General features: G+C 41.3%; 19 protein-coding genes and 1 pseudogene. 16 read left to right on the top strand and 4 right to left on the bottom strand.

From position 1 onward, the window contains the following. Positions 1-282: 282 nt before the first annotated feature. The 5 genes from lepB to traN are packed head-to-tail and all read left to right on the top strand — an operon-like array spanning position 283 to position 6,707. Positions 283-804: a signal peptidase I gene (lepB, locus tag AM629_RS06415; protein ID WP_276525715.1), complete on the top strand. Its 522-nt coding sequence runs from the start codon at positions 283-285 to the stop codon at positions 802-804. Next, entirely contained in the window at positions 791-2,302 is a 1,512-nt protein-coding gene (locus AM629_RS06420) for a TrbC family F-type conjugative pilus assembly protein (RefSeq protein WP_054477245.1), read from the top strand. Before lepB ends, AM629_RS06420 begins: the two co-directional genes overlap by 14 nt. A 2-nt stretch (positions 2,303-2,304) precedes the next feature. Continuing rightward, positions 2,305-2,439, top strand: a complete 135-nt coding sequence (locus tag AM629_RS24965) for a hypothetical protein (RefSeq protein WP_262499873.1) — start codon at positions 2,305-2,307, stop codon at positions 2,437-2,439. Between the two features lie 8 nt (positions 2,440-2,447). Beyond that, the gene (gene trhU, locus AM629_RS06425) at positions 2,448-3,497 is read left to right on the top strand and encodes an IncHI-type conjugal transfer protein TrhU (protein WP_188093288.1); all 1,050 of its coding nucleotides are present in this window, start codon (positions 2,448-2,450) and stop codon (positions 3,495-3,497) included. 15 nt (positions 3,498-3,512) lie between these two features. After that, complete coding sequence (traN, locus tag AM629_RS06430; RefSeq protein WP_054477246.1) at positions 3,513-6,707, top strand: conjugal transfer protein TraN; 3,195 nt, start codon at positions 3,513-3,515, stop codon at positions 6,705-6,707. 44 nt (positions 6,708-6,751) lie between these two features. Here the strand turns inward: traN and AM629_RS06435 are convergent, their stop codons facing one another. Beyond that, positions 6,752-6,970 carry a hypothetical protein gene (locus AM629_RS06435; RefSeq protein ID WP_054477247.1) on the bottom strand — a complete coding sequence of 73 codons (219 nt, stop codon included), beginning with the start codon at positions 6,968-6,970 and terminating at the stop codon, positions 6,752-6,754. Positions 6,971-7,854: 884 nt separating this feature from the next. Between AM629_RS06435 and AM629_RS06440 the strand changes: the two genes are divergently transcribed. From AM629_RS06440 to AM629_RS06460, 6 genes are all read left to right on the top strand, one after another. After that, a complete protein-coding gene (locus AM629_RS06440) occupies positions 7,855-8,760 on the top strand; it encodes a hypothetical protein (RefSeq protein ID WP_054477248.1) in 906 nt (301 codons plus the stop codon). 106 nt (positions 8,761-8,866) lie between these two features. After that, positions 8,867-9,019, top strand: coding sequence for a hypothetical protein (locus AM629_RS23910; protein WP_161804215.1), 153 nt, complete (start codon positions 8,867-8,869; stop codon positions 9,017-9,019). 677 nt (positions 9,020-9,696) lie between these two features. Continuing rightward, positions 9,697-9,918 carry a hypothetical protein gene (locus tag AM629_RS06445; RefSeq protein WP_054477249.1) on the top strand — a complete coding sequence of 74 codons (222 nt, stop codon included), beginning with the start codon at positions 9,697-9,699 and terminating at the stop codon, positions 9,916-9,918. A 118-nt stretch (positions 9,919-10,036) separates the two neighbouring features. After that, complete coding sequence (locus AM629_RS06450; RefSeq protein WP_054477250.1) at positions 10,037-11,293, top strand: DUF7146 domain-containing protein; 1,257 nt, start codon at positions 10,037-10,039, stop codon at positions 11,291-11,293. A 719-nt stretch (positions 11,294-12,012) separates the two neighbouring features. Continuing rightward, positions 12,013-12,225 (top strand): hypothetical protein, encoded by a 213-nt coding sequence (locus AM629_RS06455; protein ID WP_054477252.1) that lies wholly within the window; start codon positions 12,013-12,015, stop codon positions 12,223-12,225. 86 nt (positions 12,226-12,311) lie between these two features. Continuing rightward, positions 12,312-12,896, top strand: a complete 585-nt coding sequence (locus AM629_RS06460) for a hypothetical protein (RefSeq protein WP_054477254.1) — start codon at positions 12,312-12,314, stop codon at positions 12,894-12,896. A gap of 163 nt (positions 12,897-13,059) precedes the next feature. Here AM629_RS06460 and AM629_RS23915 read toward each other — a convergent pair whose 3' ends face one another. Then, positions 13,060-13,203, bottom strand: a complete 144-nt coding sequence (locus AM629_RS23915) for a hypothetical protein (RefSeq protein ID WP_161804216.1) — start codon at positions 13,201-13,203, stop codon at positions 13,060-13,062. Positions 13,204-13,253: 50 nt separating this feature from the next. Between AM629_RS23915 and AM629_RS06470 the strand changes: the two genes are divergently transcribed. The 3 genes from AM629_RS06470 to AM629_RS06480 all read left to right on the top strand — a co-directional run bounded on the left by AM629_RS06470 (position 13,254) and on the right by AM629_RS06480 (position 15,199). Next, positions 13,254-13,736, top strand: coding sequence for a hypothetical protein (locus AM629_RS06470; protein ID WP_054477261.1), 483 nt, complete (start codon positions 13,254-13,256; stop codon positions 13,734-13,736). Positions 13,737-13,743: 7 nt separating this feature from the next. Then, complete coding sequence (locus tag AM629_RS06475) at positions 13,744-14,184, top strand: hypothetical protein (protein WP_054477263.1); 441 nt, start codon at positions 13,744-13,746, stop codon at positions 14,182-14,184. Positions 14,185-14,413: 229 nt separating this feature from the next. Continuing rightward, complete coding sequence (locus tag AM629_RS06480) at positions 14,414-15,199, top strand: hypothetical protein (protein WP_054477265.1); 786 nt, start codon at positions 14,414-14,416, stop codon at positions 15,197-15,199. Between the two features lie 160 nt (positions 15,200-15,359). On the opposite strand, the gene AM629_RS06485 is transcribed toward AM629_RS06480, so the two are convergent. Next, positions 15,360-15,635, bottom strand: a complete 276-nt coding sequence (locus tag AM629_RS06485; protein WP_054477266.1) for a helix-turn-helix domain-containing protein — start codon at positions 15,633-15,635, stop codon at positions 15,360-15,362. 165 nt (positions 15,636-15,800) lie between these two features. Next, on the bottom strand, positions 15,801-16,145 hold the full coding sequence (locus AM629_RS06490) for an MFS transporter (protein WP_054477269.1): 345 nt from the start codon (positions 16,143-16,145) through the stop codon (positions 15,801-15,803). 161 nt (positions 16,146-16,306) lie between these two features. On the opposite strand from AM629_RS06490, the pseudogene AM629_RS23310 reads away from it, so the two are divergent. Both AM629_RS23310 and AM629_RS06495 read left to right on the top strand, forming a co-directional pair. Further along, positions 16,307-16,429, top strand: a pseudogene (locus AM629_RS23310) (IS982 family transposase); the annotation flags it as partial. Positions 16,430-17,162: 733 nt separating this feature from the next. Further along, positions 17,163-19,247 carry a TonB-dependent receptor gene (locus tag AM629_RS06495; RefSeq protein ID WP_054477271.1) on the top strand — a complete coding sequence of 695 codons (2,085 nt, stop codon included), beginning with the start codon at positions 17,163-17,165 and terminating at the stop codon, positions 19,245-19,247. The last annotated feature ends 147 nt before the right edge of the window (positions 19,248-19,394 follow it).

Consider the following 19,394-nt stretch of genomic DNA (forward strand, 5'->3'; position numbering starts at 1 on the left):
ACCATGTCATCACCAATCTGGCATTAATGCCGTTTCGCAGCTAGAACCGACTTACAAAGTTACTTTAACAATTACCTCAGTTCGATTGGTCATTATTTCCCATCCCAAAACCAGCCTGCAATGTCTTGAAAATACATCTCTAAATGGACCTGAAATAGGCTTTGAACGTTGGATAATTGGGACAGTAAAGGATAAACCCATATACGGTGAAATGGCTAAGCGACGTCACAACTGTTCAATAAAAGCCTGCTCTTAGGCAATCCAATAATTGGCTAAAAGATTATGAAAATGCTGAAAATAATTATTCCTGAGACGCGAGGGTTTCTGGCTTTGGACTGGTATGTTCCAGCCAATCTTCTTCTCGTGGTAATCGTCCTTTTCATGTTTTTTTCTCGTTTTACCTTTGGTTATGGACTGCTTTACGGTTGCCTCCCGGTTGATATGTACATGATTGATCATAAAGACAAAAGCTTTCATACGGGAGAAATGATTGCTTTTAACATGCCCAAGACCGTTAGGTTTATCAATGAAGGGGAGAAAGTTATCAAAATTGTAGCTGGTATCGGTGGTGAAAAAATAAAGGTCACCATGGACGGTGTTTATAACGGGGATAAATTTTTTAAGGTCAATGCCCAAAGGATATCCAGCAAGTACAAAATAAGCCGATCCACTATCGAAAAAGAACTAACCATTCCTGAAGGTAAGGTTTTTCTTGTCGGGCAAACAGACCATTCATGGGATTCCCGTTTTTGGGGGCCTGTAAGAATCGATACAGTTATCGGGAAAACATATGCGCTCTACTAAAATTAATTCAACGTCATTGTTGCTTTTGACATTTTCTGCAATTTGTTCCAATGCAATATCGGCTCCTTCCGTCCAGCAATATCAGCATGATGCTGAGATTATTGCAAGGCAAGCTAAGGCGTTGGATGGTGATGTCTCTTTTGCTAACAATAATCCAGAATCAACGCTCCCCGGTAATGTACCCGCTCCCAACATCAACAAGTACATTCAGCAGGCTGAGAAACTTAAAACTAGTGGTGTCTTAGATAACAAGGTGAACAGTGGCTATGTTCCGGGTATGCATGTTGACAGCGTTCAGGCAGTCATAGACCAGACTCGGTTAATACATGAGTCACAGCAGATGGGGCAGATCGTAGAGGAAATAAGCCGCCGGCGAGACGAAATTCAAGTTGATGCAAAAGCAAATGAGCTGGCAGAACAGACAGTAGAGAGCAAGGCGAAGGTTATGCGTTCCCAGGCAACAAACATTGAAAAAATGTTCGGTAGCTACGGAATTACTGCATCCGGCTGGGAAAGAAAAATGGACGACAATAGGAGCAAGGAGCTCTCTACAGGCATCGGTCTGACTATATTCGCCTCTTTCAGTATGCCGGATTACGTGTTCACCGATGTTCTTCGTACCGCATCAGAGCACAATGCTCGTGTGGTTCTCAACGGGCTTAAAAAGGGTACCACCACGCTCGTAGAGACGCAGGCAGCAATAAAGCAGTACATTGTCAAAGCCAAACTTAAAAATGAACCCTTAATTACCCTCGACCCAGAGAGTTTTTCGCAATACCAGGTAACTCAAGTCCCGACGATGATTTCGAGAACGGAAAACCGGTTTGCCCGAATCGCTGGTACCTTCAATGTGGACTACTTCGAACGTGAGATGAAAAGCTACCCGAATCGGGATATTTTCCCAGTTGCAGGCACAACATATTTGGTAGAAGAAAAAAGCATTATCAAAGAGCTTGAGGAGAGGGGAGAGAAATACGACTGGGAAAGCGCTAAGAAACGCGCTTTGGGCGACACTTGGAAAAATCAATGGATGATTAATCTGCCTCCAGCATATGAGTATAAAGAATGGCTTATCGACCCAACAATCCGGGTTACACAAGATGTGAAAGACAGACAAGGCAGGACGTTGGCATATGCCGGTGAAATGATTAACCCTCTCACTCGGTTCCCGCAAAATCTTACCATGTTGATTTTTGATCCGATGAGGCTCGAGCAAGTTGAATGGGCTGAGAAAAAATACAAATCAGTTCTCGGTTCCGGGAAAGTACTGCCTATGTTCACCCGAATTGACATCACTAACGGGTGGGATGACCTGAACGATCTTCGTGAAAAATTCAATGGGAAAGTTTTTAAGGTTAACGAACAAATAATTAGGCGTTTTCATGTTAAGGCAACCCCCGTCGTAATCAGCGCTGATCACGATAAATTCCGTGTGGTGCAGTTTAGTGAAGCGGAAATAAAAGGGACTGGTACGCCTGCATCAGCACAGGAGAAATAAGAATGAAAGCGGGATTCATTATGGGCGCACTATTTGCAACCTGGCTGACGTTAAATTATCCAACCGAAGTGCGTGATGCTTTTAATAAAGTAACTACAGTGCTTTCGGACGGTTATTCAGCTATTAACAATAAGTGAGTCGCTAAGTGGAAAAGTTTAAAAAGTTACTTTTAGAAACGCTAATGACCCTGATGTTGCTTTTCTCATTGCCTGCAATGACAATGGCCGCTGATAACGGCGTCGCAAATGGTGCAATGTGTCAGAGCGCCGGAGTATGGAAGGGGCTCATTAAAAATATCTGCTGGAGCTGTATTTTCCCGATGAGGATCATGGGCATTGGTGCGGCTCCGGAGGGGGCCGCTCCATCTCGCCCTGTCTGTACGTGTACTGACCAGAATGGTGTACCTGAAGTGGGCTGGCAGCTGAGCTTTTTCCAGCCTGTCAAAATTGTCGAAGTCGTTAAGGCCCCTTGGTGTAGCCCATTTCTTGAAGGAACCATGCTGCAAAAGTCTCAGTTTGACCTTGGCAAAAACAATACTAATCAGCCAATGACAGCCAACGAAGCAGGCTTCTATGATGTGCATCTTTGGGAATTCCCGATTATGACCATGCTTAAGTTACTCATCATTGGGGAATGCACTGCCGAACCTTATGTTGATGCCAGCCTAACATATATCAGTGAAGTTGATCCTATGTGGGAAAGTGATCTTCTTACGCTGATCCTAAACCCTGAAGCTGCTGTATTTGCTAACCCGATTGCTTCTATGGTTTGTGCGGCGGACTGCGTCAAAGTAACCGCAGGAAATGATAATCTGTCAGCGCACTTCTGTGCCGGTTGCGATGGGAATATGTATCCCCTGACCGGACATGTTTACGCAAATGATGACGCAGTACGGGCTAGTTCTCTGGTTACCCAACGAATGATTACCAAACTCCACCGGCAGGGCATGCTCATGCGAACCATGGGCGCAGACGCGATGTGTGAAAAGTCATGGGAATACTTTACGCCGCGTTCGCAATACCGGCTTTCAATGCTGTTTCCGACTCCTGAAGCTGAGGGGCCGGGTTGCTGCCACCGGCTTGGTGATTCAGTCCATGCTTGGTCAACCCTTAAAGGTGGGCGTAAGCGTATCGGGGTAGATAGCTATGTCTACATGTTATGGCGCTATAACGATTGTTGTGTTCGTTTCCTCTGACGAAAGGGAAAATTGATGAAGCTAAAAAAAACAATAGCATCACTGATTGCTGTTTCCCTAGTCACTAACACTATGAGCTGGGCATTTTATGTCACGCTCATAAATCTGGCACTGACGCCGCGAGTTATTGCGGCGGATGAGATATTTGACCAGCTCGATAATAATTTTGACTTGGCAAATCCAAACTCTAACCGTAACGCTACGACCAGTGCTCAGGAAATTATAGAAAAATACAAAAATGCCAGCTCCGGTGAGAATTTAAGCGGAACGATAAGTGAAAAATATATAGGCAACGCTGAAACTAAAGATCTTAATGTCGGAAAATATGGTTCATTTAACACCAATGAGTCAGTAATGAGTAATGCCTCTAAAAATGGGAAGTCCATTGGTGGCTCGGTTTCATTACCTAGTATGACCGGTTCAACCATCAATTCCAACTATACGAAAGAAGGCGTTAAATTACTTTCTCGTGATGACAGCGGTAATATAGAAATAAGTAATAACCCGAATATCACTCCTGGGACCCAAACAAGCACCGAAGAAATATTCGGTTCAGAACAGCATCATGGAGACTCTAAGTTCGCTGCGGGGGATAGCTATGGCGACGAAGATGGCTTTATCAATGACATAAAAACCCGAAAAAGTCAGTTATTCGACGCACAAAGCTACGATGGCGTCGCATATCGTACGCTTGTTAATGCGAACAAAGATAACCCATCACCGGCAATAAAACCCAATGACCCGATGTTTACAGCTGGTAGAAATGAAATTGGTAATGCGGTTGCTGGCACTGGTAACTGGTTGCAGGACTGTTCTACAGATAAAAAAACGCAGACAATAACGACACACTACCCCGATTACAAAGAGTATTACTGTAATTCTCCGAAAAAGGATAACTTCAGCAGCTGTACCATAACTAGGGATTTTACTGTACCTGTCTACATATCCGGGGGTAACGGGGATTTATCAGTTTGTGGTGACAACTGTGTACGTATCTGGTTCGGTCGACGTGATGATAACTACTGGATAGATGGCGTATACGATAATGCCCTGACTTTAAAATTCCACCAAGACGCGAAGCTCGCTTCAGCAAAAATTATTGCAGCTGAATGGGATGACCATATGCGAGTAACACTTGATAATAAGCAAATTTTCGCCCATTTCGACGGAGTTTATCGTGAAACAGACTATGAAGCTCCGCGAGGTAGTTGGGAATTAGGCCATTCGTGGAAACTAGATCACGTTATCGATATAACAGATAAGGTGAGGGATTCGGTTTATAACGAACCCGACCGCGAAGTGACCATGGCTTCGCGTGTTTGGGTTGGGGGAAAAGGTGAAGGCTATTTTCAGGTTGAATTAACGTTCGAAAATCTCAAGCTCGAAGATAAACATATCCAGGAACCGGCCGGATGTTACGACGCGGTGAAAACCCCGGACACCTTCTGTCGTTTTGACCGATTTGCGGATATAGATGTGGGTACAAAGCGTCTTCCTAACGACATTCTTGATTTGGCGAAGCCACTATACGATGGGGATAAAAGTTATCTGACCTGGAAGACAAACTTGGAAGGTTACTTTTGTGATCCGTTAGCAAAGGAGAAACTCTGTGCTTACGATGCAAATGGAAATATCATGAAGGACCAAGCAGGGAAAAACCTTTGCTACACGTATAACGACATCAAAAATATGCCTGACGCTTGTGCGCAGTATAAGAATGACGCTGTCTGCACCATGGATAAACAGACTTGTGCAGAAGGATGGCTCGATAGTGGGACAAACACTTGCTATATGTATGAACAGAAATGGACATGTGATCGTGGCAACGATGTTATTCGTGAAGTGGAATCAGAGACCAATTCATGTGTGAGTATGATCCCTTGCTCTGGCGGTACCTGTGAAACAGGCCGAAAAGGGGAGAACGGTGATTTCGGTAAGGTAGCAGCCTACAGTAACATGGTCCAGTACATGCAGGGGGAAGCTAAATGTACCGACCCGAATGATCCCAACACATGTGTTGTCTTTGAAGGTAAGAAAGAATGGTGTGGACGTTCAGTCGGATTTGTCAATGGATTAGCAAAAACAGATTGTTGTGAAGCTCCCCAAGGTACGGCTAGTCCGTTACAAGCAATCGTCTACGCCGGTTCAATGATGAGGAATGCGAACTGGGAATATATTAGTGGTAAATTAGCTGCATGGACAGGAGGGGAAACGGGTACGTGGTCTACCATGGCAAATGCGGTAGGTGAATGGACAGCTACAGCTGGTAAATCTATTGGTCAGATGTGGAGTAATATTACACAGCCTATTACCTCTGCATACGAATCAATTGCAGGAAACCTGAGCCGTTGGGTTGGTTCTACCAGTGTGTCCGGTAGCGCTGCATCAACGGGCGGGCAGCTAACAAAAGACACAATGCAAACATTTGGCATGGGGGCAATTAAACAACAGTTAATGAACAAGGCTTATGAACATATGCCAGCAACTATCAGAAACTTTGTGTTTGACCAAACCGCAACACAAGCTACTGGACAGGCAGTATTTTCATCTGCGGTAACAAACTTTATGCTGGCTCTTAACATTATTGGTTGGATATATACTGCTTACCAGATAACCAAAATGCTTCTTGAGATGCTGGTAGCTTGCGATCAAAAGGAAATGGAAGCCTCAATACATAAAAACCAGAAGTCATGTTTCACATTAGACACTGATCGATGTGTGAAATATCTTAACCTTGGTTTCACAAAAAAATGCGTTAAAAAGGCGACAGATATGTGTTGCTACAACTCGATGTTGTCACGAGTCATAATGCAACAGGCATACCCTCAATTAGGGATAGATCCTGTAGTCTCAAACTGCGCGGGGCTGTCAATTGTGCAAATACAGAATCTCGATTTTGATAAGATAGATCTTACTGAATGGATTAACGATGCAGTACAAGTCGGAGAAGTCCCTGATCAATACTCCCAGTTTTCTGAAGAGTCGGTAGCACAAATGCTTCCATATAAGAACAACGACTATATAGGAACAACAGATCGCACGATTAAGGCGATGGAAGGAGAAGATAATATGATTAAGGCTAGACTTGAGCAAACTCAGGCGATAAAGGAAGAAAATGTGGATTGTAGTTATCTCCCTCGTCCGGCGATTTGTGAGGTCGGGTCGACCAGCAAAGATCCGTTGACAGGGAAGGAGTTACCAAAATATTAAAAAAGGGGCCGAAATGGCCCTTTTCTTTTATCCCAAATTCTACATTACCATTTGCCAACCAGTGTTTTTTCCGGGAACCCTTTATTCCCCGTTTCACCTGAGAACAAGTAGTAATCTTTCCCATTAATAGATACGCTCGGCATGCGAGGAGAGGTTTTCGGATTGTTAGGACGTAAAATGAAGCCATTAAATCCTTTAGAACCTTCATCCATCGTTGTTGGAATTAGCGTATAACGGATGAGGGAATAATTACCTTTAGGCAAATTGAGTTGAGACAGCTCCGGTCCAGTAGCCGGACGAATCGTCTAGTAATCAAATACTCAGTCACCAAAAGCGGTATCTTTTGATGGTGTTGTAGCTAATACACAACTGTCGAATTACGCAGAAAAAATCAAAAAGCTGCTATGCACCCAGATAAAATTTGCGCCAGTAATCGGCAAGGGGGAATTTACTAAGGATTATAATCGTTTTGTAAAACTAAAGAGGGACGTATGGGTATGCCACATCTGAACGAAAAATAATCATTCCCAATATGAATAGAGATAATATTCTTATTGCAGTACCGGGGAGTGGTAAATATTTTACGCTGATTCAGCGGGTAATTGAGATCCTGAGAAATCATCTATTTTGAAAAAGATATATAGGATGCAGAGTTATGATTAATAAGGAACAGTGACGAGGAGCAAATTAATAACCAGGACAGTATTTACATCTGACATTTATTGATGTATATATTAAACGCTAGATAAAAAAATTAAAAATAAAGCAGTGCCTACAAATTAAATAGACTTAAATGCAGTACTAAACAGCTCCAGACCCATCAAAACGGGTTTTCAAACTTTAGCCGACAAAAGCGGCCAGCTCTGATATCAGGCTGAAGGACATCACCGTAAAAAGTAATAAAGTTTACTTTTGTCGCTGATGCGATTTCGCACATCTATAGTCCGGCTAATCCGATTTTCTCAAATCGTAACGAGTCTATAGCTCCAATTGGAGCTATAGCAAGTTGCGTACTGTCTAATGCCAGATCAGTTTAAAATCAGGCGGTTTATTTTCTACGGGAGATAAACGACAGACGAAAGTCTAGATTCAATCAATACACGACAGTGTCTGATTGTTGACTAAATTATGTGTATAGGTACTAAACATGACAACTTTAAACCCCAAAGATAACCATGCCCTCGCGTTAGCCCTGTCTCAAACTTATGCAAGCATCTATGGCGAAGCTAAGTCTGAGGAAATCTATAAAGACCTGCGAAACGCTTTCAATGATGAAAATAGTGACGCAGAATTTGCAGTAGTATTTCAGCGGGATAAAGCAATAGTGTTAAAGCTTAATGCGTTAACTCCGTTGCAAAGCATTGGCAATATGGTTTCTATAAACAGTAAATATTACCATGTGAATTGCAAGAAATTAGATGTTAAAGAAATTGATTTTAACAAAGAGGTAGAAATGCTGCGATCTTTTCCTGTTATCCGTATGGTAAAAGACAAAAAAGAGTTTAATAAAAAAGTTAGCGAACAATTTGAGTCTTTTGGTCTGAACGAATATTTAAATGCTGAAGACCTTCATTACTCATTTGCTAAAGCTAAAGAGTTAAATAATGAACGTTTGAGTGCATGGTTGGCTGATATTATCGACAAGCAACGCAAATATATTTTGCGTGAGCATTTCGTTAAGGTTTCTGAAGCACACTATGATTCACTCGACGATTTCAACAATGCAGTACGTCCTTTGATGTTAGAACTTGGTTTTCCTGAAGAGTTGGTGAATCATTCATTTAACTCACTGAAACTCCATGATTCGAAATCTTGGGATTATACAGTTGCTAAGCAAATCGAATTTCTCGCTAAAAAGGAATATTACCTTATAGAGGAACGTATCAAACTTGAAGCTCTCAAAGAGAAATATAAGGTTTTATCTGACGATGATGCTAAAGATACGAAAAACGATTCAACTAACAAACGCAAAATAGGTTTTAATGTCTTTAAGATTATTGGCTATGTGTTTTGGTTATTGCTTAATAAATTTATTTTCCATTCTCATGAATAACCTGAAAATGGAGGACCTTTACAGGAGCTTCTCTTTTATATAGAGAGGAGTAGAACATGACATTTCTTGGAAATATAAACAAAGTGTTGGTATCAGGCATTGTCATTTGTATGCTGGAGATATTGCATTACTGATTAAACGGGTAAACAAGCGGAAAGTGGTGACAGAGGATGATGAAACGGATATTGAATGTATTATCCAGATCAAAGTTCCTCCAGAATTACGGGAAGCAAGTTTTATAGATGTACAAACTGGATAGGTTTGGTCAACCAAATTCTAAACAGAACTGATACCCCCCAATAAGGGAGCAATCCCTTACCATGGGATTCTCCCTATGGGATTCCCATGCAAATAAAAAAGGCTTTTATAGATGAACATCAAATGGACTTTTCGATCTGATTAAAGAACCTGATGATAACCAGCCGGATGATTTATCATTCGGTATTAATATTTAGCCGGCCTCTGGCAGAAAAGGTGATCGTAGTTGTATCTGATGGTTAAATCCTTCGTTTCCTGTTATTAGGAAATGAGAAAGATATTATCAAGACAAAATGGATAGATTTTTTCTTTCGCAGAGGATGGTAATTATATTCATGTTGTAAATTCCTGACCTAATAAGGACTTCGCTGAATATTTTCATATACCTTTTAAAAGTGTCAGCCAAATCCGTCAGACTAGGACATTTCTGCTCCGGCTGTAATACAGGAAGCAGAGTTTTAGGCGTTGAAGTCGCAGGAATTGGTATTGCCACTGAAATTGTAGAAGATTTTTCAAAAGAATCATTTGTTGTAGTCAATGACCTGTCACAACTCACCAATTCTATAAGAGATTTGGTGTTTAAAGTGCTGGCGTCGTAACTAATAAACTACTCCCGATTGGGGCATATAGTCCCCAACCGGGATCTTTTGCTCTTTGAAGGACGTAAGGAGCAAACGTATGGCGAATATAAAACAATACCGTATAGAGATAAAAGACAGCGGCAAACAGCAGGAAGCCAATATTTTCATTCGGGAGGGTGAAGAGGTTGATGGAGCACTTCCAAAAGAGATAACAGTCAGAAGGGTTATGTACCCCGCAGGCGATCTCAATAAGAAAGAAGTGCTTGTTGATCGTTTTATCCGAAAGCTTGAGAGTAACGGTTTCAAAAAAGAAGTCTAAGTTAACGGGATGGCTTTTACAGCATCCCTCATTCATTATCTGCGTTGTGGGTTTCTTTATGTCTTCTGTATTTCAGAAGGCATAGTGAAACCCACAATGCTAGTTAAGAGAGTACACTATGACCTACGCTGTTGCTGCATATCACGCGTCTCCTAAACAGACTAAACAAAGCTTGCAAGAACTTACTCAGGAACTAATAAATCGGGTTCACGCTCGAATTGTCGGTGTGAATAGTAGAGAGTTTGTTTTCTCTAAAATACCCACTTTTGCAAAAGCAGTTGATATAGCGCCTAACCAAATACCCTGTCAGTTTACTTGTGCAGGGAAAGCGAAGTTCCGCTTTTATGGTAAAGAAGCTTATACCGGTAGTACAATTCACAATGACTATCCGGTTAATAAGTTCTGCAATGGAGTTGATATTCTGGCCGAGTTTTATGGATTGTCCAACTATCAGACATGTAAACAAATATTGGCTGACTATTTTGGAGATGATATAAACGTGCCATTATCAGGCGCTGATATAAGAAATATCCAGACTTACCAGAATATCGTTAAATCATCGGTCGAACTGACCGATGAAGAAATAGATAAACGGGTAAGAAAACTTGAAGCAGTTTATCACTATACAAAACCAGTAACAGCTGATTCTGCGGTGTGGCGTTATCTCAGTAAGCGCGGCTTTAAACGCGTTTTGAATAAGCTGCCTAAAGATATCGGTTGTAATCCCAAGTTATATTACTGGGACAAGGCGAATGAAAAAGGGATTCAAATGCCTGCAATGGTTTCGATTTATCGGGACAATAAAGGTAAGAATCTGACTATTCACCGCACTTTTCTGGAAAGAAATGGTGATGGGGCAAAAGTTGATTGTCCAAAAATGATGATGAAACCGTCAGCTAATATGACTGGCGGGGCGATTCATCTTTATGAACCACACTATGATCAGGCTTCTAAAGTCTGGACCTTGGGTGTTTCAGAAGGTGTTGAAAACGCGTTGTCAGTAGTAGAGGCGACATCTATTCCATGCTGGGCTGCAAGTTCTGCATGGTTTATGGAATACGTTGAGATACCGGACAATATTCTGCCTCCCCCTAATGTGAAAGCCATCAACTTTTACATATGGGCGGATAAGGGGCGTGCGAATGAACAAGGTGTTTATGTCGGGTTAGAAGCAGCATTAGCTCTGAAAACCCGTATGACCGCGCTGTTTGAAAAGCGCTTTCCGGCTGCACAGCTGACGATTGAGGTCTTCGAACCAGTACAACCGATTCCCGAAGGGAAGAAGGGGATTGACTGGAACGATGTGCTGCTATCTAAGGGAGCTGAGGGATTTCCGGTTTGTTGGGCTTCTGAATTACTCGACCAGCTGAAATAAAAGGTAACTCCCCTGCATTTGCAGGGGTTTCCCTTTTACGAGGAAAAATCTACTGTTGTACATAAATATGTAATTGCTGAACTTAAAGTTACACTCAGTTTGCCTCAGAACAATTCTGGAATTTTAACTTTGAAGACTTTCTAAGATATATATACCCAATAGATTTCAAGATGCATCGCGACGGCAAGGGAGCGAATCCCCGGGAGCATAGCTAACTATGTGACCGGGGTGAGAGAGTGCAGCCAACAAAGAAGCAACTTGAAAGATAACAGGTATATCTGAAAGGCTTATTCGTACCTACAATACGTTATCTGATGTGTCTATGGCGTAGTATCGGGTTCAGGAGGTCAAGGTCAATGACAATTTATTCGCTAAAGATAACAGCTGAAGAGGAGTATAACTCCTTTCATCAGGAATGAAGATATGTTCATTGATGCCGATGATGATGTCAGCGAAGCTTACTCGACTATGACACTTACGCCAGTTATGACGTAGATGGCAAATTCAGTCTTTCAGAAAGGAGGGGGTACATGTCTGAAATGGTATGTCAGCTTCTATCTGATTTAGGCGGACTTAATAGGAAAACAGCATACGTTCCCCTTATTACACTTTTAAAACGCGGATTCCGCGTTTTTTTGCCTACAGAAAAGTAAAAACCCCCTCAATCTGTCCCTGCCTAGGAAAGCGTGTACGTATAATGTCCATGAACAGGAGGGGCTATGCTATTCACACACACAAGTTTCAATATAGAAAAATTGCTTTCTACCGCAGATGATAATTTATTTGAATATATCTTTGAGCGGCCTGCTGATGTGGTGAGAGCTGATTTAACTGAAAAGCTGAGGGCGGGAATTAAAATTACCACCAACGTGAAGTGCGATAATTTCTGTACCATAAGAGGATGTCAAGGTCATAAGATGGAAGACTGGTAGCTTATTTCGGTACGGACGTAAAATAATATTGTTACAACCCCTGATTCTAGCAGCTTAATTCTAACAAAAATAACTTTGGAACGGCTATGCAATCAACTTTAGATTATCTGACCTACGGAATTACAGCTGTTGTTTTTTTGTCAATCTATTTGGAAGGGCGGAGGACCCGATATCCGCGCATACTTTTTTATTTCAGCCTTGTGTTGTTGGCCGCTCTGGTTGTTATCGGTGGACTTAACTGGTGGCTTTACCGGTCGTTTTACGGGTTAATGATTGTCGCTTTCACGGTATATGCTCTGATTGGCACTCGGTTCAGATTGATGGTGTATTCATTACGGTTCAGTAAGCTGGTTGCCAACCTGAAAGATTGTGTGGAACAGGGGAAGCGGGTCATTCTGGTGTTGCCCGACAATGCTGAAGAAAAACAGGTACTGCTCAGTCTGCTCGCTGAGAAGATCCCCGCAGGCCAATATCTTTACACTCCATTTGCTCTCGGTCTGTCATCCAGTGATGTCAGTAACCAGCTAATCGCATTAAATGACCTTAATAACGGCTATGTGCTGGCCTGCGAAGACCAACTACAGTCCCGTACTTGGTTGAATCTGGTTGAAAATGGAGAACCTGAAACCTCTATTGCTGTGAACTTCCATCACATCCCTGATTTAGCGTGAGATACTATGACCATTAACAAAAATAGGTTAAACGACGTACCTGACATTGAGACACGTAACCAGCAGCGAGATACGCCTCTGAGTCGAAAAGCTCGAAACCACCTTTTACGGACAAAAGAAATGTTCGTCAGGCGTGGTTTTACGGCGATTGAAAACGAGAAAATCATTCTTGCGTATCTTGAAGAAAATATGCCTGTTGACATTGCATCGACATTTTTTGATCACCGACTAAAGAAGCAGATACAGGATTCGGTGATATCTGAGCGGTACCAAACAGTTTTGCCCGCATGCCAAAATATGTTCTCATACAGTCAGGCTCACTCAAAGATATAGGCGATGATAAAAGAGCAACCATCCATGGAACGATTCACCAAAGAACAAATTACGTTAGCTCTAACCTGCTGGCTTCTGTCTGATCCTGATTACCGGTGGGCAAGGACTATGTTTAATCCTGAGCGAAACAACCCGGCTAAAGAATCAAGATGTTTCTTCCGTTTTACCCTTAGTGAAGATGGGTTCGCTTCCGGAGAAAATGTGGGTGGCCTAGTTGTCTGTACTTTTTCGTTTGATGGTACTGAGCTGGACAACGATGAGTTAACCCAATCTGAAGCAATGTCGATCCTTTTTGATAAGGTGATTAATGGTCTCCTGATGTTCACATCTGAATATCTTGAGATGAACGATAAGCTAGCGTACGAGCTCAAGGATCAGCTGATTGCATTTAATCAGCAAGAAGGGTGTCATATTGTGAATGGGTGGACAAGCAGCAACGATGTCTTGGAACAACTACTGCTTCCTCGGCTGATAATTTTCAGTCAGGATTCACGAATGCTGCATTAAGGGGCCTATGAAAAACAAACTTTACCTCCTCGAATGGAAATTATGTTCGACCAGAGTCTGGTTAACTTGGCTGGTCCTGTGGGGAATGGCGAGTTTCACCCTGCTCAGTGCATTGATGCTGACAAGGCATCTGATAGGAATAAATCTGCCCTATGAGTGGTTTTTGTTATGGCTCTTTCCGCCTGTATTGATAGGAATAAAGTGCAGATTGACCGAACAGGGCAGCTATCTGTATCACAGCGTCCACTGGTTTAGTCTGCGCCTTTTTAGTTACAAAACGGCAGTGCTGGACGGTTACTGGTCTGTTGACAGGGTCGGTGGCCGGTACCGTATGAATAGGATCACGCGTGCAGGGAAAATCATACATTACCCGTGGCGTACCCGGGAAATACCGTTATTCATGCCCCCGAACGGAGCTGTATTCAAATCGTTTAAGGAATCGTCATGACTCTCGAAGAATCGCTGCACAACGCAGCTCTGACAGGGCTACTCCATTTCAGACAGGTCGAAATCAAGGCAAGAGGAATAAGGAGGATTTACGCTATGTCTGATAAGCTACGCTCTTTAAGGGATCATATCTTCAGTTGCATTGACGATTTGTATAATTATTACCACCGAAATCTGTGTTCCTATGGGACTGGTAAAAATCAGAAAATAGCAGCGAAAGGAAACTTAATATGTTGTGGATCTCGACCGCCGTTGAAAACCTAGGGAAAAGGGTATTCCGTGTTGCCGTATGGGCTACAAAGCATTGCTTGGAGGCCCATCATAAAATGGAATATACCGTCGATATGACCAGCGCTATCAATCCTAAATCGCAAGATGAATTAAGGGTAGAGCTTCTATGCGGCTTTTCATTTCTGCTAAGTCGGACCCATAAATTGGAACCTATGCGTGATGGCCGTCATCTTATGTGGCAAACAGCATCGACCCAGCTCCAGCATTTTCTCCTGAAAACCGAAGTGACAGACGATCTTCAAGAGTTGTTGGAGTATACACATACCCGCTTCTACGGTGTCAGAATGATGCCAATGCAATTAACTATGCGGAATGTAGCACTGTCTGAATCCAGTAAATCCTGGTACAAAACGAAATTACCTTACATCACGGTAAGAGAAGTCTTGAATTCACCTATTGGTGATATCGAAGTGACTCAGTCCGCTCTTGTTAAATTTGCGAAGCTGTGTATGCACGACGCAAATGCAGGTGCAATTCATCTCTTACAAAAACGTCTGAATACTCCCGAACTGAAGGAATACCATCTCCCGGATGCAGTCAGAGAGCAGAAGATCCAGCGCAATGGTGCAACCGAATTTTGCATTTATTTTCATGCTCTCTTTCCAACTGTGAAATTTCAGCTAGTAAAAAGTTATGAATCTAACTGGCGACTGGTGGATGTATACAGCTTCGATCATCGTAAAAAACATCGGGCACAGGCAAAAATTAAAATTCATAACGTATAAGGGGTAATTATGGCACTGGTGTTAATGATGTGACTAATCGCTTATTGTCTCAAAGAGAACAAACCGTCACTGAATATTTCCAGCTCAAGAAATGGATAGGTTAGTGACGGCTTAACCAGAATTCAGGCTAATTACTATGATACAAGCTTATTATGTGAATCTACCAGTCATTATAATTAACTACATTATTTATAACATTTCGCTTAATGGAATTGCCATTTTTATCAAAATATCGACTGGGCCAAATAACTGAAGGAGCTATTCCGAGTCTGTCCACAATAATTTTTTCTCCTTTAGGCCATTGGCGAGCTAATGTATTTGAGAGTGTCGATGAACTGAATCCCGATTCCCGTAATAATGCGGTAAGTGCTGTGCCACGTTTGTGCAATGCAGCAATAATATCTGCTGGGTGCCAGTCGTTTTGAGTCTTTATCATATCAGCTTACTTCTCCCATGAGTTTATACCCTTCATCCTTTAAGTTGCTGCTTTGTTGGCTGCGCTCCCTTGCCGCCGCGCTGCAAATTGAAATCTATTGGGTATATAGGCAATCCACACTGAAAATGAGTAGGCAAATAGCGGATATCCAAAACCTTTAATAGCTTACGTTATCAGCAAAAGTGGATACGACATTTCTTTTAAGCCCAGGCTGACGAAACCTGCGGTACCAACAACACAAAAAATTGTGCCTAATAGCATGGTTCGTTTAGCCCCAAATGCCTCAAAAAATACGCCAGCAAACCAAGAAGATATGGCTACACTTATACCGTAAATACTAAATAGTGTGGAAATGTCTTGGATACTTAATCCATTATCTACCAGATAGGGGCTTAGCCAGCCTATTTCTATTCCATTACCAACCATAAAGGCCAGGATACCCAAATATCCCCATGATAATGTGCTAGGTATACCTATTCGTCCTAAAAAGCCACTCGTATTCTGCTTCATTTCAAACCTTACAATTAAATATTTTTTCAGCATTCAAAATTTTTAAATATTTAGACTGATGAATATCATAGCTAACCCGAATTCTGGATAAGAAATTGACGGGGAGCATGTTACTGGAGCAAAGTTTTGGTAAACGCCTAGATTTGGTAAACGCCTAGAATAGTGTCGCACCTTCCGTTTTGGTGCTGCTGTGCAGTTATTTGACTCAATCAAAAGAAAAATCCACGGGGATTGCTTTTATTGATTCCGCGAGTTTGCGTGTGTGTCATAACATCTGTCTCCCTCTTAATCACGGCAGGTGTGATGGATGCGTTCAAGTTCGGCTTTTTGTTCATCGGTAATGAATATTTTCATGACTGATACCATGAGCTTCATTTTGGGGAAAATCAAGCAGTTTCAATGAGCAAGGGTATATACCCAATGGATTTCAAAATGGATCGCGACGGCAAGGGAGCGAATTCCCGGGAGTATAGATAATTCTGTGACCGGGGTGAGTGAGTGCAGCCAACAAAGAGGCAACTTGAAAGATAACGGATATAGAAAGAATGGTCTAGGTAATGACTACGAGTTTACTATCAGTGAATTTGAGTTCGGTTTGTTGGATATAATAGAGTCAGGTTGATGATGTTGACAATACACTGCATCTATATATTTTTCCTCTTTCATCACTGTGACATATTTATATTAACCAATAGGGATATGTTTAAAATATATTGAGTGGATAAATGTATTCCATTTTTAGCTCTACCCTTTTGCTAAAAAAACAGCAAATAAGATATGGATAATGTAACTTCCTTATGCACCAAATCTGGATGGCTAATAATTTAAATTAAAACAATGACTTATGCCGAGGTTAATGTCGCTATTTTATTTTCAGTGATGATAATAAAAGTGGTTATCATTTGCATTTGCATTTTTTTTTGGTTGTTTATATAATTTCTCAAGTATTTTACTAATGGATGGTAAAAGCATTTCTGCCGGTATTACTACCCGCTTTTTCTTGGAGATTATCTATCTATGTTAAAACATGGCGTCACCACTATTGCTGTGTTATCTGTCTTTTATTCTCATCAGAGTTTGGCAAATAAAAATAGCAAAACAGATTCGTTAGATACCATTGTTGTAACTGCGGAGAAAGTTTCGGCAGATCAGCAAAAAACAGCAATAGGTATGACAGTATTATCTGATTTTGATGTTGAGCGGAAAGGGATTGAAAACTTTTATGAAGTTGTTTCAGAAGTTCCTAATTTATATATGATAAAAGCAGGTAACCCATCTGATGCTGGGTTTATTTCATTACGTGGTGTGACGCCTGGAATGGAAGGGGAACAATCGGTCGGCTTCTTTACTGACGGTGTATATAGCCATTCATTTGATACTGAATTACTGGATATTGAACGTATTGAAGTATTACGCGGTCCACAGGCAACATTATATGGCCGCAATACTGAAGCAGGGGTCATTAATATCATTACCAAAGATCCCGATCCGGTAACAGAACGGAAATTGGGCTTTTCATATGGTAGTTATAATCGTTTGCAAACTACTGCTATTTTAGGCGGTGGTATTGATGAATATGGCGATTGGTCTTACCGTACAGCATTACGTTATTTGAATAGTGATGGTTATTTTAAACGGGATTATGATAATAAAAAGAATATAAATAATGTTAATGATTTTAACGGCAGATTTAAGCTTCGCTGGCAGCCATCAGATGGGCCGTGGGATATTATTACTACGTTTGATGCACAAAACCGCAGAAATGGAAACGCTTCATTTGCACCGATCGATAAAATAAAGAGAGGGACAAAATCGATAGATTCTGACTATGCAGGTAAATCAGACGCTAATATTTATAAAGGATCTATTAAAGCGGTCTATCAATGGGATCGTATGGATCTGACTTCAATTAGTGCATATACTTCAGAAGATAAAAAAGATTATCAGGATCTCGATTTTACCCGTAAATCCCTTTCAAAATTGCTAATTGATCGTAAACAAGATTACTTTTCTCAGGAATTACGTCTTAACTCCAAAAATACCGGGCCATTTAACTGGCTGGTTGGTATGTATTACTTTAATCAAGATGATAAATTAGATATTGATTACAGGATGTTACCGGTCGGATATCAGATTAAAAATACCAACGTTAAGACTAATAATTATGCGTTGTTTGGTAATACCAGTTATTATCTAATGGATAATGTAGAGCTGGTTGCTGGGCTGCGTTATGATTATGAGAAAAAGGATCTGAAATTCAGAAAGACAGAAAATTTCTCAGGAATAACCAGAGAAAATTTGACTGATAACCTCTCGTTTGATGCTTGGCTACCAAAAGCTGGGGTCAATTATTATGCTACGGATAACGCTATGTTATATGCCAGTATTGCCCGTGGTTATAAAAGTGGAGGGTTTAACAGTTTAGCACCGAAGGATCAGCGCCGTTTTGATGCTGAATACACAACCAACTATGAAATTGGTCTGAAATCAGAATGGTTGGATAAGACAGTGCGCTGGAATACCGCATTATTTTGGATTGACTTTACCGATCAGCAGGTTGAAAAGCAATTTTATCCAGAATCCGTTACCCAGAATGCAGGGAAATCAATCAGTAGAGGGCTAGAGTCGGAAATTTCTTGGAGAGTGATTAAGGGGCTGACATTATCTGCTAATGCAGGTTTCAATGATGCTCACTTTACTGAGTTTAAAGACAATATTTATGATAAAAAGGGTAGCAAAATTGTAGGCGTTACGGATTATAAAGATAAACGTCCGGCAAATACGCCAAATTATACTTATGGCGTTGGTGTAGATTACAGTTTCCTGGACGGATATTTTATCCGTGCTGATTATAATGTTGCCGGTAAAGTTTATTTCGATAATGCTAATACTGAGAAGCAGTCTAATTACGGCTTGTTGAATCTTCGGGCTGGATATGAGACGCCAACTTACGATATTACGTTATGGGCAAAAAATCTGTTAAATAAGACTTATGTTACTCGTGCATTCCCAATGGATAACCCAATGACTGGAGAGAACGGTTGGTATGGTCGTGCAGGGGAGCCTCTGACTTTTGGTGCGACATTCAATGTTAAGTTCTGATAAATAGTAAACTTAATGATTATACTGGTCACCACAACAATCCCTGTTGTGGTGGTTTATAAGAGTAGTCAAACTCATTAACTACTTTTATATGCTATACATTGTTTATAAATTTTTCACTGCCTGCTATTACTATTATTTTAAATG

It is taken from the genome of Photorhabdus heterorhabditis (assembly GCF_001280945.1).
Lineage (GTDB): Bacteria > Pseudomonadota > Gammaproteobacteria > Enterobacterales > Enterobacteriaceae > Photorhabdus > Photorhabdus heterorhabditis.

Bases quoted from the DNA above. Each gene is read 5' to 3' on its own strand.
- AM629_RS06475 (WP_054477263.1), top strand. From the start codon at position 13,744: ATGAAAAACAAACTTTACCTCCTCGAATGGAAATTATGTTCGACCAGA.
- AM629_RS06470 (WP_054477261.1), top strand. From the start codon at position 13,254: ATGGAACGATTCACCAAAGAACAAATTACGTTAGCTCTAACCTGCTGG.
- AM629_RS24965 (WP_262499873.1), top strand. From the start codon at position 2,305: ATGAAAGCGGGATTCATTATGGGCGCACTATTTGCAACCTGGCTGACG.
- lepB (WP_276525715.1), top strand. From the start codon at position 283: ATGAAAATGCTGAAAATAATTATTCCTGAGACGCGAGGGTTTCTGGCT.
- AM629_RS06440 (WP_054477248.1), top strand. From the start codon at position 7,855: ATGACAACTTTAAACCCCAAAGATAACCATGCCCTCGCGTTAGCCCTG.
- AM629_RS06420 (WP_054477245.1), top strand. From the start codon at position 791: ATGCGCTCTACTAAAATTAATTCAACGTCATTGTTGCTTTTGACATTT.
- AM629_RS06480 (WP_054477265.1), top strand. From the start codon at position 14,414: ATGTTGTGGATCTCGACCGCCGTTGAAAACCTAGGGAAAAGGGTATTC.
- AM629_RS23915 (WP_161804216.1), bottom strand. From the start codon at position 13,203: ATGAGAACATATTTTGGCATGCGGGCAAAACTGTTTGGTACCGCTCAG.
- AM629_RS06450 (WP_054477250.1), top strand. From the start codon at position 10,037: ATGACCTACGCTGTTGCTGCATATCACGCGTCTCCTAAACAGACTAAA.
- traN (WP_054477246.1), top strand. From the start codon at position 3,513: ATGAAGCTAAAAAAAACAATAGCATCACTGATTGCTGTTTCCCTAGTC.
- AM629_RS06485 (WP_054477266.1), bottom strand. From the start codon at position 15,635: ATGATAAAGACTCAAAACGACTGGCACCCAGCAGATATTATTGCTGCA.
- AM629_RS06490 (WP_054477269.1), bottom strand. From the start codon at position 16,145: ATGAAGCAGAATACGAGTGGCTTTTTAGGACGAATAGGTATACCTAGC.
- AM629_RS06460 (WP_054477254.1), top strand. From the start codon at position 12,312: ATGCAATCAACTTTAGATTATCTGACCTACGGAATTACAGCTGTTGTT.
- AM629_RS06495 (WP_054477271.1), top strand. From the start codon at position 17,163: ATGTTAAAACATGGCGTCACCACTATTGCTGTGTTATCTGTCTTTTAT.
- AM629_RS06445 (WP_054477249.1), top strand. From the start codon at position 9,697: ATGGCGAATATAAAACAATACCGTATAGAGATAAAAGACAGCGGCAAA.
- AM629_RS06455 (WP_054477252.1), top strand. From the start codon at position 12,013: ATGCTATTCACACACACAAGTTTCAATATAGAAAAATTGCTTTCTACC.